At 64.4% G+C, this 14548-nt stretch carries 11 protein-coding genes; 9 read left to right on the forward strand and 2 right to left on the reverse strand.

What is annotated here, in order from left to right; translation table 11 throughout:
- The first annotated feature begins 20 nt into the window (after window positions 1-20).
- From ASG20_RS10930 to ASG20_RS10955, 5 genes are all read left to right on the forward strand, one after another.
- On the forward strand, window positions 21-1658 hold the full coding sequence (locus ASG20_RS10930) for an ATP-binding protein (RefSeq protein WP_156364236.1): 1638 nt from the start codon (window positions 21-23) through the stop codon (window positions 1656-1658).
- On the forward strand, window positions 1655-3760 hold the full coding sequence (locus tag ASG20_RS10935; RefSeq protein ID WP_056051921.1) for a hypothetical protein: 2106 nt from the start codon (window positions 1655-1657) through the stop codon (window positions 3758-3760). Before ASG20_RS10930 ends, ASG20_RS10935 begins: the two co-directional genes overlap by 4 nt.
- Before the next feature lie 509 nt (window positions 3761-4269).
- Window positions 4270-5925, forward strand: coding sequence for an AAA family ATPase (locus ASG20_RS10945; RefSeq protein WP_156364238.1), 1656 nt, complete (start codon window positions 4270-4272; stop codon window positions 5923-5925).
- Between the two features lie 53 nt (window positions 5926-5978).
- Complete coding sequence (locus ASG20_RS10950) at window positions 5979-6812, forward strand: HNH endonuclease (protein WP_056051929.1); 834 nt, start codon at window positions 5979-5981, stop codon at window positions 6810-6812.
- 73 nt (window positions 6813-6885) lie between these two features.
- The gene (locus ASG20_RS10955; RefSeq protein ID WP_056051932.1) at window positions 6886-7917 is read left to right on the forward strand and encodes a hypothetical protein; all 1032 of its coding nucleotides are present in this window, start codon (window positions 6886-6888) and stop codon (window positions 7915-7917) included.
- Here ASG20_RS10955 and ASG20_RS10960 read toward each other — a convergent pair.
- Window positions 7859-8671 carry a DNA/RNA non-specific endonuclease gene (locus ASG20_RS10960; RefSeq protein ID WP_056051935.1) on the reverse strand — a complete coding sequence of 271 codons (813 nt, stop codon included), beginning with the start codon at window positions 8669-8671 and terminating at the stop codon, window positions 7859-7861. The genes ASG20_RS10955 and ASG20_RS10960 overlap by 59 nt on opposite strands.
- A gap of 340 nt (window positions 8672-9011) precedes the next feature.
- Here ASG20_RS10960 and ASG20_RS10965 point away from each other — a divergent pair, with 340 nt between their 5' ends.
- Genes ASG20_RS10965 through ASG20_RS10980 form a run of 4 tightly spaced genes read left to right on the forward strand, consistent with a single transcriptional unit; the run spans window position 9012 to window position 13976 of the window.
- The gene (locus tag ASG20_RS10965; RefSeq protein ID WP_236698763.1) at window positions 9012-10553 is read left to right on the forward strand and encodes an SAVED domain-containing protein; all 1542 of its coding nucleotides are present in this window, start codon (window positions 9012-9014) and stop codon (window positions 10551-10553) included.
- 8 nt (window positions 10554-10561) lie between these two features.
- Window positions 10562-11698 carry an SMODS domain-containing nucleotidyltransferase gene (locus ASG20_RS10970; protein ID WP_056051941.1) on the forward strand — a complete coding sequence of 379 codons (1137 nt, stop codon included), beginning with the start codon at window positions 10562-10564 and terminating at the stop codon, window positions 11696-11698.
- Window positions 11699-11701: 3 nt separating this feature from the next.
- Complete coding sequence (locus ASG20_RS10975) at window positions 11702-13489, forward strand: ThiF family adenylyltransferase (protein ID WP_056051946.1); 1788 nt, start codon at window positions 11702-11704, stop codon at window positions 13487-13489.
- Window positions 13458-13976: a Mov34/MPN/PAD-1 family protein gene (locus ASG20_RS10980; protein ID WP_082470894.1), complete on the forward strand. Its 519-nt coding sequence runs from the start codon at window positions 13458-13460 to the stop codon at window positions 13974-13976. The genes ASG20_RS10975 and ASG20_RS10980 overlap by 32 nt, the downstream gene beginning before the upstream one ends.
- A 149-nt stretch (window positions 13977-14125) precedes the next feature.
- Here the strand turns inward: ASG20_RS10980 and ASG20_RS19390 are convergent, their stop codons facing one another.
- Complete coding sequence (locus ASG20_RS19390; RefSeq protein ID WP_156364240.1) at window positions 14126-14389, reverse strand: hypothetical protein; 264 nt, start codon at window positions 14387-14389, stop codon at window positions 14126-14128.
- Window positions 14390-14548 lie beyond the last annotated feature (159 nt).

Below are 14548 nucleotides of genomic sequence, written 5' to 3' on the forward strand. Positions count from 1 at the left end.
CAAGAAGGCGGAGGTTACGCGTGTCCAGTGTCGTCGAGATCGTCCCATCCAACCCGAACGGTGGTGCCGAGCCACAGCCATCGGACCGCTTCTCCCGCGTCGGGATGGTCGTACAGTCCGAAGGCGGGCCGTCGTTCCAGAAGCTCGCGATTCTGCTCGAGCCGGGGCGTGACGTTCGCCCAGGCGAGTTCCTCGCGGTATGGCACGGTCGGCGTGGCAAGGGCGATGTCCTGACGGTAATTCAGGTCGACGACTGCAAGGAGCACAATCCCAACGAGACCCCCGAGCTGGCCCACACCCGGCGCGCTCTCGAACTCGGTCCCGTCGCTTCCAACGAGGAGAGTTCAACCCGCATCTTCCGCGTGGCGACCTGCAAGACGATCGAAGACCTGGACACCTCGCCCGGCGTGCCGGCCGGCGCCGGGGCCAGCGCTCCGGAAATGCTCTGCCGCGCCGGCGACGTTGCGGTGCGGCTGCCCGACGATCTGGTGACAGCCGCCCTGGGCGGGCTCGACCATCCCTCGAAGGGGCTCAACCTCGGCACGCTGCTCGGGACCACATCCCCAATGACGCTCAGCCCCGAGATCCTGCAGCTCCACATCGGCGTCTTCGGCAATCCGGGCAAGGGTAAGAGCTACGCGTCCGGGACCATCATCGAGGAGATGTCCGACTGGGACGTCCCCGGCATCATCCTCGACGTCAACGGCGAGATGGTCGACGCCGTTGAGGCCCTCGGAGGGAAGGTCATATCGCTGCCGGACAAGAACAGCTTCGGGCTCGCCCTCAACCGTATCACCGGCCAGGAACTGGCGTCAATTACGCCGCAGGTCGATCTTGGCCGTCAGTACGCCGAGCTGATCGAAAGCGCCCATGACGCGCTGCGCACGCAACGTATTCAGGAGGAACTGACGACCGGGAAAGCCGATGACATCACCATCGAAGACATCGTCGCCAAGGTAACCCTGTTCGGCCAGAGCTCGCGCAGTACCAAGGCGACGTCCGAGATCGCGATCGCGCGCGTCAAGCGCCTCGGCGAAAGCAGACTGATCGGGCCCAACTTCGCCTTCATCGAACAGCTGAAGAAGCATCGCCTGATCTGCCTGGACTGCCGCCGCCTGCAGCTCAGCGAGACCCGGCTGGTCGCGGCAGCGGCCGCGCGCGAGCTGCAGAACTACGGCCGTACATGCGCGCGTCGAGTCGAGCAGGGCACGCCCGAAGAGGGCGATGCCGAGTGGCTGGCGGTCCTCTTCATCGACGAGGCACACAACGTGGTGCCCGAAGGCCAGACCACGGTCACCTCGAACGTCCTGCGCGAACTCGCCCGGATGGGTCGTCACAGCCGAACCGGCCTGATCCTCGCCAGCCAGTCGCCGGTCGACCTGGACGCCAGCATCCTCAAGCGCATGCAGACCCGGATGATCTTCGCGCTGGAGCGGGACCAGCTCAAGGCGATCGGCGGGGTGCGATCCGATCTCGGCGACGAGCTCGTCGACGCCCTGCCAAAGCTCAGCCGAGGCATCTGCGCAGTCAGCGGCAACGGCGATCAGATCCGGCACGGTTTCATGATGAAGGTGCGGGAACGCCGCACCCCGGTCGGCGGCGGCACCCCGCCGGTCTTCGCAACGCGCGTCAAGCGCGATCGTGGTGTAGGCAAGTGAGTCTCGACGGCCCCGCCAAGCGCCAGCTGTTCATCACCATGGCCTCGCGTCCTGAGGGCGCGACGGCGCAGGACGTGCACGCCGCGGCACAGGCCGAGGGCGGCACCGACACCGTGGAGGCCTTCCACAACCTCGGTCGCCGGCTGGCGCGGAGCGGCCGTCTGGTCGTAGACGAGAGCGGATCCCGCAGACTGTACTTCGCGAAGGAGGACGTCAGCGGCGCCTGGATCGACGAGGAATATCTCCAGTCGATGGTGGATGCCGAGCGGCCGATCGAATCGCTGACCGTATTGCGCGAAGCGTCCCGCCAGCTGCGGACCGTGCCCCCCGAAGCGTGGCGCGCCGCCGCCGCCGTGCTGCAGGGGATCAACGCCCGCGACGCGGCGATCACCGCCATCACCGAATACGCGGACGACCTGGTCGACCACCTAGAGGTGCTTGGCGACATCATCTCGAACAGCGCCGACCACAGCGCTGCGGAGCGCGAACGTGTAAAGCGCCGGTGCGAGGGCTGCATCGAGATGCTGACGGCGATCTGCCGCGACGGCCTCGGCATCAGCCGGGATGCGATACATATTCCAGTGACACCGGACGCCGGGATGGCTCACATCGCGAAGCACGGGCGCTCACTGGTAACAGCCGACCTGCTCGCCGACGAAATCGGACGGCGCGTCGAGGACGCACCAGCCATCATGCTTCTCGACGTGCCGGAAGTGGATGAGCGAATGATCGTCGCGGGCGTTGACGGTTCGACACAGGGTGGCCTGTTGTCGGTCGACGGCACTGCGGGCGATTACGCGTTCGGGGGGCCGCCTCAGATCACGTTGAATACGGCGGCGGCCGTGCTGAACAGGAAGTTGCGCCGATCGGGTCGGGAGACGGATGTATTCCTGCGCCTGCCCAGCGCGCCCGAGGACATCCAGCGGCGTGAGAATGCCTACACCATCATGTCGCCGATGTTCTATCCGGACCTGTCGGAAGCTGAGTACATGCACTCGGCATGGAACGCCATGGACGTGCTCGAGAGCCGCGCGGCACGCAAGGCCATGGACCATTGGCCGATGCCGGGCGGCGAAATCGAGGTGAACCCGGCCGATGTGGTGATCCGCGATGGCACCGTCGTCCCCAACGATCGCGACCCAAGCCACTACGCGCAGCTCGACTCCTACGGACGCATCGTTCGGGAGATGGTGAGCCTATCCTGGGAGATGACGCAGAAGTGCCGCGACGACGCGCACACCGTCGCGGGTGCGGTGAAGGCAAGCCAGTTGAGGGTGGTAGGGCCGATCCTGAACTACGTCATCTCGCAGGCAGCGGGCACGCCCCAGACTACGCTGACCAGCTGGGCGCTCGATGCAATGAACGCGATCCCCGACCAGCAGCTGCTGTCCCGGCTGCTGTCGCACACGCGCCACGAGAAGGGGACGTGGGCACGCAGCGCCATCTTCATGCGCCCGTTCCACGCGACCACGACCGCCTTCTCCCGCTACTACGAGCGGGCTGCCGACCGCGCGCCGGCACGGGAGATCGAGGACCGCATCCGCCGGGCGGCGGGGACGGAGCCGGAACGGCGGACGAGCGATCAGCACGGCTGGGCAGAGGCTCGCATCCCGAACGCATATACCCAGCTGCTGGACAACGCCTGGTTCGCTGGCTTCTACGCGATCACAGTGCAGAAGCTGGATCAGGGAATCGCGCTGCCACGACTTGAACTGCTTGTTCCCGCGGCCACCGGCGAGACCGGCGCGTTCCCCCAAGCCGTGTTCGAGCACCGAGACCGGCTCCTGACGGCGCTAGCCACCACTGGGTACGGGGTGTCGCAGGACCACAACATGTTCGGGGCGGCGGGCCGGATCGATTTCATCCCCGCCATGCTGCAGAAGGCCCACGACGTCGTATTCGGCTTCGCACGCGACATGAAGCTGCGCGCCGGCGAGTATCTCGACCGCCTGCTGGCGAACGAGGTCGGCTCGCGCCGTCGCCAGAATATCCGGGTCAGGCCCTGGAAGCCGGAGGAACTCCAGGCATGGCACGACCGCATTTCGCAAGCGCGCGTCTCGCAAGGAGACCAAGCAAGAATCGTCGGCAAAAACGGGTCGTGATGATAACGGACACTTCGAACAACAGTCTTCCGCCGAACGAGATCGTTGTGACGATAGACGTCCACTCGAAGCCTGTTGCGTCGAGATGCGTCGCAGAAATCAAAGGTGCCGTAGTCACCGCCGATGACGGTCGCGAAATTTCCGGCGACGTAATCGGAGGCTTTGGAGCCGTGGCATCCATCATGGAACGCAAGATGCGCGATGAGTTTCGAGCCTTGGCGAGGCAGGGTTGAACAACACGACGGATGGTGCGAGATTACTGCTATCTGGGACGGCGATCGCCTGATTGACGGCGACGGGGCAGACATTGCCGCAAAGCATCCGGACAATGACTAGCTCGGCGACATCGGGAATGAAGGATCCACGCAGGCCTACAGTGATGGAGAATCCGTGGCCGCTTGAAAGTTATAGCTACAGTTGGGTAGCTTGATCTCCACTTCCGCTTAATGAGCCAATGGCCATCTAAATGTATATGAAGTCGAAAGACGACGGACGGGGGGAATTGAGAATTGGCCATAGCCATCGAGCCACCATCGAGACAGTTGCTGAAGCGGATGGATACGCGCTTCGCGCTCCAGCAGGACGACTGGAACGACTACAGCTTCCGCACCCTCTACCATCTCCACTACAGGCACGGCGACGACCCCACCGACGTGACGTACGTCGGTGGGGTCAAGATCCTGAAGAAGGGGCAGGAAACGGGCGGCGCAGCGCTGATCCAAGATCCGTTCAACAAGCTCTCCGCCGACTGGGTATCTGTTGGCACCAGCCTTGATTACTACCAGCGGCTCAACGAGTTGCCGGTGGCGCGGCGCAAGGCGATCATGGACGCGCTCAACGACGCGGTCGCGCATCCCGAACTCGTCGAGCGCTTCGAAAGCGAGGATGGTTGGGAGACTTCGCTCTTTCGCGACAATCGCGACTGGCGAGTCTTCCTCGACGACGCCCGTGCCCTCTACGAAGGCAACTTCTCCGCGCTTGCGGACATCAGCGAGTTGTTCTCCTACACACCGGCAGGCGCCGACGAGCCAATCGAGTTCGACTTCGGCTCACCCGAGCCGTCGGGCTACTTCGGGCCGTATCGTCGGCTGGGGCCCAGCCGACGCAAGACCCTGCTCCCCGACCGCATCTTCGTGCTGGTGGGCCGTAACGGTTCGGGGAAGAGCACACTGCTCGCACGGTTGGCCCATGTCGCGTTCGCATCGCCGCAGGAACGCGCGACGAAGCAGTTGAAGGCGTTCGGCACGCTCACGCCGGCGTCGATCGGCTTCATGCGCGTCATCACGATTTCCTACAGCGCCTTCGACAGTTTCGTCGTGCCAGGCATCGACTCCAAGGAGCTGTCACAGACGACGCAGGATCTCGCCAGCGGCGAGGGGCGGTTCGTATTCTGCGGACTACGTGACGTGGTCGCCGAGGCGCGTGCCGACGTGCAGCAGGACGAGGCGGCTCAACCCGACGACGGTGACGACGGACCTGTCGAGCGTCGTACCACCACGCGTCTGAAGCCGGTCGAGCAGCTGGCGGACGAGTTCGCCGCACTCGCCTCGCGCATCAAAAAGGAAGAGCGCCTCGCGCTGCTGGAGGCCGCTCTGGAGCCCCTACTTGGCGATCCGTCGTTCGCCGAACTAAAGGATCAAATGGATCGGCTAACCGGATCGACGAGGTCGGCGCGATCGCTATTCCTCAGTTGGAGCACCGGCCACAAGATCGCGCTCCACGTCGTCGCCTCACTCGTTGCCCATGCCAGACCGCGCGCGCTCGTGCTCTTCGACGAACCCGAAGCGCATCTCCATCCGCCGCTTATGGCAGCGCTGATGCACTCGGTGAGGATCGTGCTCACCGAGGTGAACGCACTCTGCGTCGCCGCCACGCACTCGCCCGTGCTCCTGCAAGAAACGCTGTCCCGGCACGTCCGTCGAGTGCGCCGCACCGGGAAAACGCTGGAGGTAAGGCAGCCCGCCCTTGAAACCTTCGGCGAGAACGTCGGCGTCCTCACCTACGATGCGTTCGGACTGACCGCGTCCAGCACCGACTTCCACAAGGTCCTGGACCTGTTGGTCGCCGGATGCGAGACGCCCGAGGAAGTCGACGCCCTATTCGAGCCGGGGCTCAGCGCGCAGGGCCGGGCATACGTCCTCAGCCAGTTCGCCCGCAAGGCGTGAGGAACCTCCCCGAACCTTCCCGGGACAGCGACCGGGCGGATCTCCGCAAAGCGGTGCGCCGCTACAGATATGGCGGCCAGACCCTCGGCCACGACATCACCGACGCGGAGGTTGAAGCCGTCGTCGCGCTTTATGACAGGTACGAGGTCGATCTCGGCGCGGCGTGCGACGAGCTCAAGGGCCCGGCCCTGCCCGCATCCCTCCGCGACACCATCCACGCAGCTTACGAGAAAACGCAGGAGGACCGGGTTCTCTTCTCGGTGCGCGAGCTGCTGTTCAAGGGTGTCGACCTGTGTCCCGTGTGCGGCATCAATCCCGCCACGGAACTTGACCACCACCTTCCCCAATCCGCCTTCAAGCCGCTCGCGATACACACGCGCAACCTCGTGCCTATGTGTCATCCTTGCAACCACGCGAAGCTGGCTGGCTTCGATGTTGACGGCTCGGGGTTCCTGCACCCCTATTACGACTCGTTGCCTGACCTCGACTTCCTTCAGGCGGTCGTCAATCTGACTGAGGGGGCGCTAGTCGTAACCTTCGCGATCGACGTCGCGGCAGCATTGCCGGCGGGGTATGCGGACCGGCTCACCGGGCAGATGGAAGCGCTGGACCTCGACGCGCGCTACCAGCAGGAGGTCAACACCTACATCTCGTCGCACGCCGCCGCGCTGCATCTCGCGCATCGGGCGGAAGGGCAGGCAGGCGTCAAGAAGACGTTGCGGCTTCAGACCCGCTTCGAGACCAAAGCCTTTCACCGGAATCACTGGCGGCCGACACTGTTGCGGGCGCTGCTCGCGCACGACGCGTTCATCGACGGCGGCTTCGCCGAGGTCCTCCCGATACAGGACGACATGCTGGAAGATCTGGAAGGCGAGGCCAACGGCTAGACAGGAAGTTCACCACCGAGGGTTGAACGGTCGCGCTGCACCGTGCTGTTTTGGACGTAACGAAGGGACATGGATGTCGATCGAGCTGCTGACCACCCAAGTGCAAGCCAACGCGGCGTTCCGCCTGTGGGTCGACGCCATGGTGGCTCATTCCACCCTTCGCGACGAGGGCTGGTGGATCGACGGCAGCGGCCTTCTCTTCACGAATTACGGTCATGGTGCGCACGGCGTCGTCGAGAACCAGTTGATGCTCGGCGTCGACGCCCAGACCGGCGATTGCACGGTCAAGATCGTCTGCCCCGATGTATCCCAAGGCGATCGCGGCAAGCTGACCACGGTCGGTCGTGACGACGACGGGCGTCTCGTGCTGCTTCGCGAGGGTTGGCTGAAGCGCAACAACATATCGCCCGCAATTCGCGCGGACTTCGAGGCGCTGAGCGGGCTTGCCCCAGTGCCGGTGCGCGTTGGCGGCATCGTCTCCAAGCGCCGGTGGTACGTCGTTGCGGAGCTGGATGGGGCCACCAAGGACATCGTCCGTCAGACCACTGCGTTCACGCTCGCATGCGTACGTGCACGTTCGGCAGCGGCTGGCCGCGAACCGGCGACGGGCACGGCCGCGCCGGTCGAGCCGAAGCCGTACGGCTTCGGGCTCGACGAGAAGGGGCGGATCGTCATCGTGACGCGACAGGGCGGGACATCCAAGGTTCGCGCGCTCCAGGGCTATGTCTTCGAGGCCCTCCGCAAGCAGCTAGGCGAAGAGCTGACCAAACCCACCGCCAACGGCTACGCGGTGGATGGTATGGTCGCGTCGGTCAATGCGCTCATCGAGATCAAGACCGGCACATTCGCCCACCACTGCTACGAGGCGGTGGGGCAGCTCGCCCTCTACCCGTCGCTCATCGGCCTTGATCGGAACCTCGCCAAGGTGGCGCTCCTGCCCGACACGCCACCGTTGCGCCCCGCGATGGCCGGCGCGCTCAGCGAGGCGGGCGTCGAAGTGTTCACCTATGCCGTGCGCGGCAAGGGCAAGAAGCCGATCATCGAGTTCACGAAAGCATTCCTGTCGCGGTGCGCGAGCACGGTACCACCTGTCGGACTTGGCTGAACGGAAAGCGGCGATCGTCCAGAGCGACAAGCGCGCGGAAACCCTGCAGCCATACTAGATCACGACGTCCTCTACCGAGTTCACCCAGCGCGTACGCCGCGTCGCCCCAATCGATGTCATTGTAGTGCTGCACCTGCGGCGCGGCGTTCGTGTAGTGGAACGTGTCCTCGGATCCCAGCCGCGCCTCGGCGAGAGCGGTGGCCTCATCGTCCGAATCGCTCCAGCAGGGGGCGAGCAGCCGCACCTGGTGGCCGCGGCTGAACTGCACCTGATCGTGCCCCTTCGCCTTCTCGTAGAAGTCGCCGTCAGGTTGATAGCGGGCATCGATGCCGGCATCGCGCCGCCATGTGTCCTTGCGGGCACCCGGATGGACCAGGCGCTTGCCCGAGATGTTCACCGCCGTCAGCAACGGGAAACACCGGTCCGCGCGGATGACGGCGCTGAAGTGGTGATAAGCCAATTCGTGGCCCAAGCCATCTAGCAGCGGCGCGACCAGCCCTGCCGCGAGCGCTGGCGCGTACACCGCCGACAAGTCGATCGGCACGCTCAGGAAGCCCTTGTCGTATCCCTCGACGCCCGCCCTACGCGTGAGCGGCAAGGGGATGCGGTCGGCCTCCAGCATCGCGTTGGTAGGCACGGCGGCGGTGTCCATCGGACTGAGGCCGAGCGAAAGGTCCAACCGATCGAGCGCCGCACCGGCGCCTGGATTGGCGAAGCGGTCGCGCTCGAGCAGCTGGAAGATAGCGCTGATCACGCCGACCGCGGACCAAAAAAGGTTCGATCAGGGCAGCATCTACCCTGGAGACTCGATCCAGGTTTTCCGCGCCCTCACGGCTGCGGTGGAATATGGTCGCGGCGTGGCGCTGGTGCTGGCGCATTGCCTTCCGGTCATGACAACGAACGTGGCCGCCCCCCTTATTGAACTCCAGCATCAGTTCGCACGCCTGCTTGAACTTAACAAAGACCCAGTTGCAGCAGACGCAGGGGATGCATTGTGAGATCGGTTGGTTGCGTGTTCGTCTCATCGACACAGAATAACCGTCACCCACTCTTCAAAGGTTAAATGCGAGTAACCATATCCGGGGCGTGCCAGCATGGGGATGCTGGACATGATGACGGGGGTACGATCCATGGCGAACGCAGTCGAGCCTCGATGGCACGGTGACAACTATCAGTCGCGTTTCTTCTGGATCCATGCAGCGTCGCTTCTGGATGCGGAGCGGCCTGACGTGGTCGAGGTGACGTTCGAGGCAGACGGTCCCAAGGCATTCGACGATGTCGTCATCCGCTACGATCCCGGTCGGCCCAGCGCTTCCGGCCCCGGGCGGGTCACCGTCGATTACCACCAGATAAAATGGCACGCAGATCGCAGCGGCCGCTTCGGCTTCGAGGATCTCACCAAGCCGGAGTTCATCAACGCGGCTTCGGTGTCCATCTTAGAACGGCTCAGAAATGCGAAGGCGGGTGCGCCCGAAGGGGCGGCCTTCACGCTGATCACCACCGACAAGATCAAGGACGACGATCAGCTCGCGAAGCTCCTCTCCCCGAAAGATGGCTCGCTCCGCCTACAGGACTTGATGGTCGGGAAGACCGCCGCGAGTTGGATGGGCAAGGTGCGGAAGTGCTGGCGTGAGCATTTGAAACTCGAGACCGATGAGCAGCTCTTGGAAGTGCTGGCCGGTTTCCACATCAAGGACAATCACCACGACCTCGAGATGCTGCGCGAGCACGTTAGTCTTCGCTTTCGCGTGGTTGGCCTCGTCGGTGCGGAGACGTCCACCACCTTCCTGTACGACGATGCAGCGAAGCAGCTGAAGATCAAGAACCTGAACAGGTTCGATCGGGAAAGTTTCGAGCAGTGGTGCCGGGGGGAGAACTGGTTCCTGCCGACGCGGCCAGCATCCAGGCGGGGCGTGGCGATACGAACGTTCCAGGACGGCGTCACGCCCATCGACATGCTCGAGGCCATGCCGGACTGCACCATGACTCTCACCGATCACTTCGATGGACGCCATCTGCGCGAAGGTCGGACTTGGGGTGAGCTGCAAGTCCCGATCACTGACTTCCTGCGCCGCATGCTCGCGGCACGACCCGACATGCGGCTGTTCCTTGACGCACACGCGTCCGTTGCGTTCCTCGCGGGCGCGACGCTTGGCTTCAAGACAGGCGCGGACGTCGAAGTCGTACAGAAGGGCCAGAACAATCCTGGGCAGGTCTGGAACGCCCATGATGGCGTCGATGGCCCCGACCCGGTCATCGCCACCGAGACCGTAGGTGATGGCAAGGACATAGCATTGGCGATCGGTCTCGCACGGGATCCTCTCGTTCAGGTCCGCGAGTACGCGGCCTCGGCTCTGCCGAACGTCGGTACGATCCTTCACGTGCTACCCGACGGCGGCGACGACCAGAAGGCGGTCCGAGGAGGCGCGCACGCGGCCGCCATCGCGGCCACCGTAGCGCGCGCCGTCGCAAGCATCCGGAAGCCGGGCGGCACGGTCCACGTCTTCGTATCCGGCCCGAACGCCTTCTCGTTCCTACTCGGTCAGCAGGCCGAGTCGATGGGGCGCTGCATTCCCTACGAATTCGACTTCAGCGGCCGCGTCGACGGTAGCTATCGCCCCACCTTCGACATCTGAGGATAGACATGGAACTCCGCCCACAATTCGATGCCTTCCTCCGTGACATCCGCCCGAGCGAGCGGAACAGGGAGGAGTGGAAGCGGGGTTCGAACACCCTGCGGGCCCGGCTGCTGGCCGATCCTGACCTGTCGCCGATCATCACCAACTCGTTCCTGCAGGGCAGCGTGCGTCGATCCACTGCGGTGCGACCGACAGGCGGGAAGCGATCAGACGTCGACGTCGTCATCGTCACGACCATCGATCACAACGTCGAGACGCCGCAGGTTGCCATGAAGCGATTCGAACCATTCCTCGAGCGCCATTACGCCGGCAAATGGGTGCAGCAGGATCGGTCATTCGGCATTGAGATGTCGTATGTCGATCTGGACCTCGTCATCACCGCGCTCCCGGCCGAGCCCGAGGCACGCGCAGCCCTCGCCACCCTCTATCGGAGCCAGGCGGTCACGACCGACGAGTCGATCGAAGAAGCGAGCGACTGGGTGGTCAACAAGAGCTGGGATCCTTCCCGGCACTTCGAAACCGCCACGATGCTCACGGAGGACACCGCCACCGGTTGGCGAGACGACCCCCTCATGCTTCCCGATCGACCGATCCGGGACTGGGGACCGACCCATCCGCTGGCCCAGATCCAATGGGCGGCAGACAAGAACCGGCGTTGCAACGGCGACTTCGTCAACGTCGTCCGCGCCCTGAAATGGTGGCGTCACGAGCACGCCGACGAGCTGCCTAAATATCCGAAGGGGTACCCGCTCGAGCATATGATCGGGCATGTCCTGCCCGACGGCATCACCAGCGTTGCCGAAGGCGTGCTCAAGGCGTTCGAAGGCATCCGCGATACGTTCAGGTTCAACGCGGCCGCGGGTGTGGTGCCGAGGTTGCCGGATCACGGTGTGCCAAGCCATGATGTGCTGAAGCGACTCGACGCGAAGGATTTCGTGGCCTTCTACAACGAAGCCACGAAGGCCGCCGATGTTGCCCGTCGCGCATTCGACGAGCTGGACAAGGATTCGAGCGGCGCACTTTGGCAGGAACTGCTGGGCAAGTGCTTCCCGCTGCCTGGCCCAGGCGGTGGTGATCGCGGGCGGGGCTTCACCACGCCGGCCGCTGCGGCGACTCCGCGCCAATCGGATCGCTTCGCCTAAGGAATGGCGATTCCCCATGATCTGGCGGCGGCCATCGAATCGCTGCCGGAGGATCCCCGTTTCGAAATCCTCGATGGCTGGGTCGACCGCGGTAAAGGCGTCTGGTCGTTCCGCTTCCGTGCGGAACTGTCGGTCACTGCGACCGTGCACATGCCGGAATGGACCGGCTGGCACGTAATCGCGACAGGTGCCGCCTCCGACCGCGAGTTCGACATCTACCCTGACGCCGACGCTGGCATCGTCGCCACGTTCCCGCACCAGAACTTCAATGGCGAGCCGCCGGAAGGCCGGCCATGGCGCACAGGCAAGCCATGCCTGGAGCGCCCCGCCGCGGTTTTCCGGCGCGAGGGATGGGCCGGTGAACCCAACGAAGCGGGGGAGCGGCTAATCTGGCGGATCGGTCGGCTCTTCGCATGGATCGATGCGGCCGCCCAGGACCGGCTGCTGACTGACGGCGACCCGCTCGAGCTTCCCATGTATCCGACGCTCGACACCAGCAGCGTACTCGGCTTCCGCGAGACAGCCGCCGACATCGACTGGTGGGTCACGCCGGACCAGCACTGGGGCTTCGCGACGATCGCTGAAATTCCCGGCGCGCGTGCCACCGCGGTCATCGCCGACTTCATGGACCCCCACCGCCGCAGCATCAGGCGGGTCCCGTGGAGCGGGGCAATACCCTTCGTAGAAAAAGCCGTCGACGCCGTCTGGCTCACTTTGCCCGGTCTCGTCGTCTTCGCGCCATGGCGGACGGCTGCTACCTGGCGTGAGCTCTCCGAGCTCTGCGACGGTGTCTCTATCGACCTGGCATCCATCCTGGCAGACGCAGGTGCGCGGCTGCGCCGGACACAGCGGCGCAAGCATGCCACGCCGGTCCTATTACTGATCGGGTTTCCGCTCGAAGCCGAGATTGGCGGACCAACCGAGCGCTTTCACTGGATCGCCGTCAAAAACCTGAGGCTGTGCACCCGGGACGATGTGCGCATGGGCTTCTCCGGCTCGCCCGAGGCTCGCCGCGCTTGGGATAGGGAACTTGCGACCTCGAACCGCAGACTGGAATGGCAGCGAACCGCGAACTGGGCTCCCGATCAGCTACGTAAGCGGGGCGAAGCGGAAGATGGTGTGCGTGCCAAATCCGTGCTCGTTATAGGCTGCGGGACCCTCGGCGCCGCGGTTGCGGAGAACCTCCTGAGGATGGGCGTCACCCGCATGGGCCTGCTGGATCACGACACCATACATGTCGGCAATCTAAGCCGCCATCTCCTCACGATGAGCGACGCCGGACGCGGTAAGGCCGAACGCATGGCTGTGCGGTTGAACCTGGCTGCTCCGGATGCGAACGTCGTCGCGATGCCCTTCAGCTTCCCACCCGCAAAGGCCGCCGACGCAGACCGGCTGAAAGAGTGGGATGTAATCGTCGACTGCACGGCATCCGATGCCGTGCTCCATGACATGGCGTCCTTTCCCTGGGGTACCGAACGCATCTTCGTCAGCTTGGCGATGACGTGGCAGGCCGAAGGTCTGTTCGCATACACGGCGTCGGAGACCGGGTTCCCGGCGATCGACGCCATGGAGCGATACGCCGCCGTCTCTCCGACTCCCGAGATCGAGCGCGTGGGAGAAATGGAAGGAATCGGATGCTGGCACCCTGTCTTCCCCGCCACCGCCGATGACGTGAGTCTGTGGGGTGCGATCGGCTCGAAATTCGTACGTCGCGCGATCCTCAGTCCTGGAGAGGCCGCGTCGCTCTACAGGCAGATGGATGACGGCAGCGTTGTGCGATCGTATGCCTGAACCGTTGGAGTTCCGAGAAGGCGGACCGGCTGGCGCGTCGATCTGGCTGTCACCAGACTGCATTGCATCCATGATCGAGGCTGCCGCCAATGCAGGGCGCAAGGAAACCGGCGGAATTCTCATCGGGCGCTACGGACCCGATGGCTGGAACGCGGACATCCTCGAGGCGACGCCGAAGCCGAAGGGATCTCGTTCCGGCTGGTTCTGGTTTCAGCGATCGAACAACGGTCTCGCCGAACTGCTGGCGGAACGTTGGCGCGTAGGCCAGCACTATCTCGGGGAATGGCATTTTCATCCCGGCGGCGCGCCCACCCCGAGCGCTCCCGACATTCGAGCGATGCAGAAAGTCGCCAGTGAGGATGCATACCGCTGTCCATCGCCGATCCTCGTCATCATCGGCGGTCGCCCACCGAAGAGCTACGCAATATCAGCGACGCTGTTCCGAGACGGGATGAGCATCGAACTGAAGAACCAGGTAAGACGCTAGGTAGAAATAACTCGGCTTACCGAGAATTCGAGTGTTTTGGCCTCGCATACTCGTCATCGCCTTAACTGATCCGACGGGACATCCGTCCTCATGCGTCACCCGGTCGGCGCACCGTAACGCCCACGCGCGCCGAATTCGCGCCGGTTAGATCAACGCTCCCGATGCGGTATCCTTCCACCAAGCGTGACGGCGCTGACGCAGCGTGACATCGCTCCGTCAACGCGCATCTCGTCGCGAGCGCCGCGCCGTCGTTTGCCAATAGCCCGCACGTCGCGCCTCGCGGCCATCAGCTCGTTGACCAGTCCCTCGCGCGCTTCATCGGCCAAGGCTGGATCGGCACGCCGCCACAGGCTTCCCCACAAAACCGGATAACGCCCGTCGGGCGTCATGATCGGCGAGGTGGCCGCCGTCATGATGGGACGCGGGAAGGCAAGCCCCCGAAAAAGCCAGTGCGGTCGTCTCCATCATCATGACCGGCCACCACAACCGGATGACCACGCTCTGAAAGTTCGCGCACGCGCCAGCGAGCGCGTGAAGCGACCGCGGCACCGTGGCCTGCGCCCGGCATCCGC

Origin of the sequence: Sphingomonas sp. Leaf198 (genome assembly GCF_001424005.1) — a bacterium.
GTDB lineage: Bacteria > Pseudomonadota > Alphaproteobacteria > Sphingomonadales > Sphingomonadaceae > Sphingomonas.

Bases quoted from the DNA above. Each gene is read 5' to 3' on its own strand.
- ASG20_RS10955 (WP_056051932.1), top strand. From the start codon at position 6,886: ATGTCGATCGAGCTGCTGACCACCCAAGTGCAAGCCAACGCGGCGTTC.
- ASG20_RS10965 (WP_236698763.1), top strand. From the start codon at position 9,012: ATGGGGATGCTGGACATGATGACGGGGGTACGATCCATGGCGAACGCA.
- ASG20_RS10970 (WP_056051941.1), top strand. From the start codon at position 10,562: ATGGAACTCCGCCCACAATTCGATGCCTTCCTCCGTGACATCCGCCCG.
- ASG20_RS10975 (WP_056051946.1), top strand. From the start codon at position 11,702: ATGGCGATTCCCCATGATCTGGCGGCGGCCATCGAATCGCTGCCGGAG.
- ASG20_RS10980 (WP_082470894.1), top strand. From the start codon at position 13,458: ATGACGGCAGCGTTGTGCGATCGTATGCCTGAACCGTTGGAGTTCCGA.
- ASG20_RS19390 (WP_156364240.1), bottom strand. From the start codon at position 14,389: ATGACGGCGGCCACCTCGCCGATCATGACGCCCGACGGGCGTTATCCG.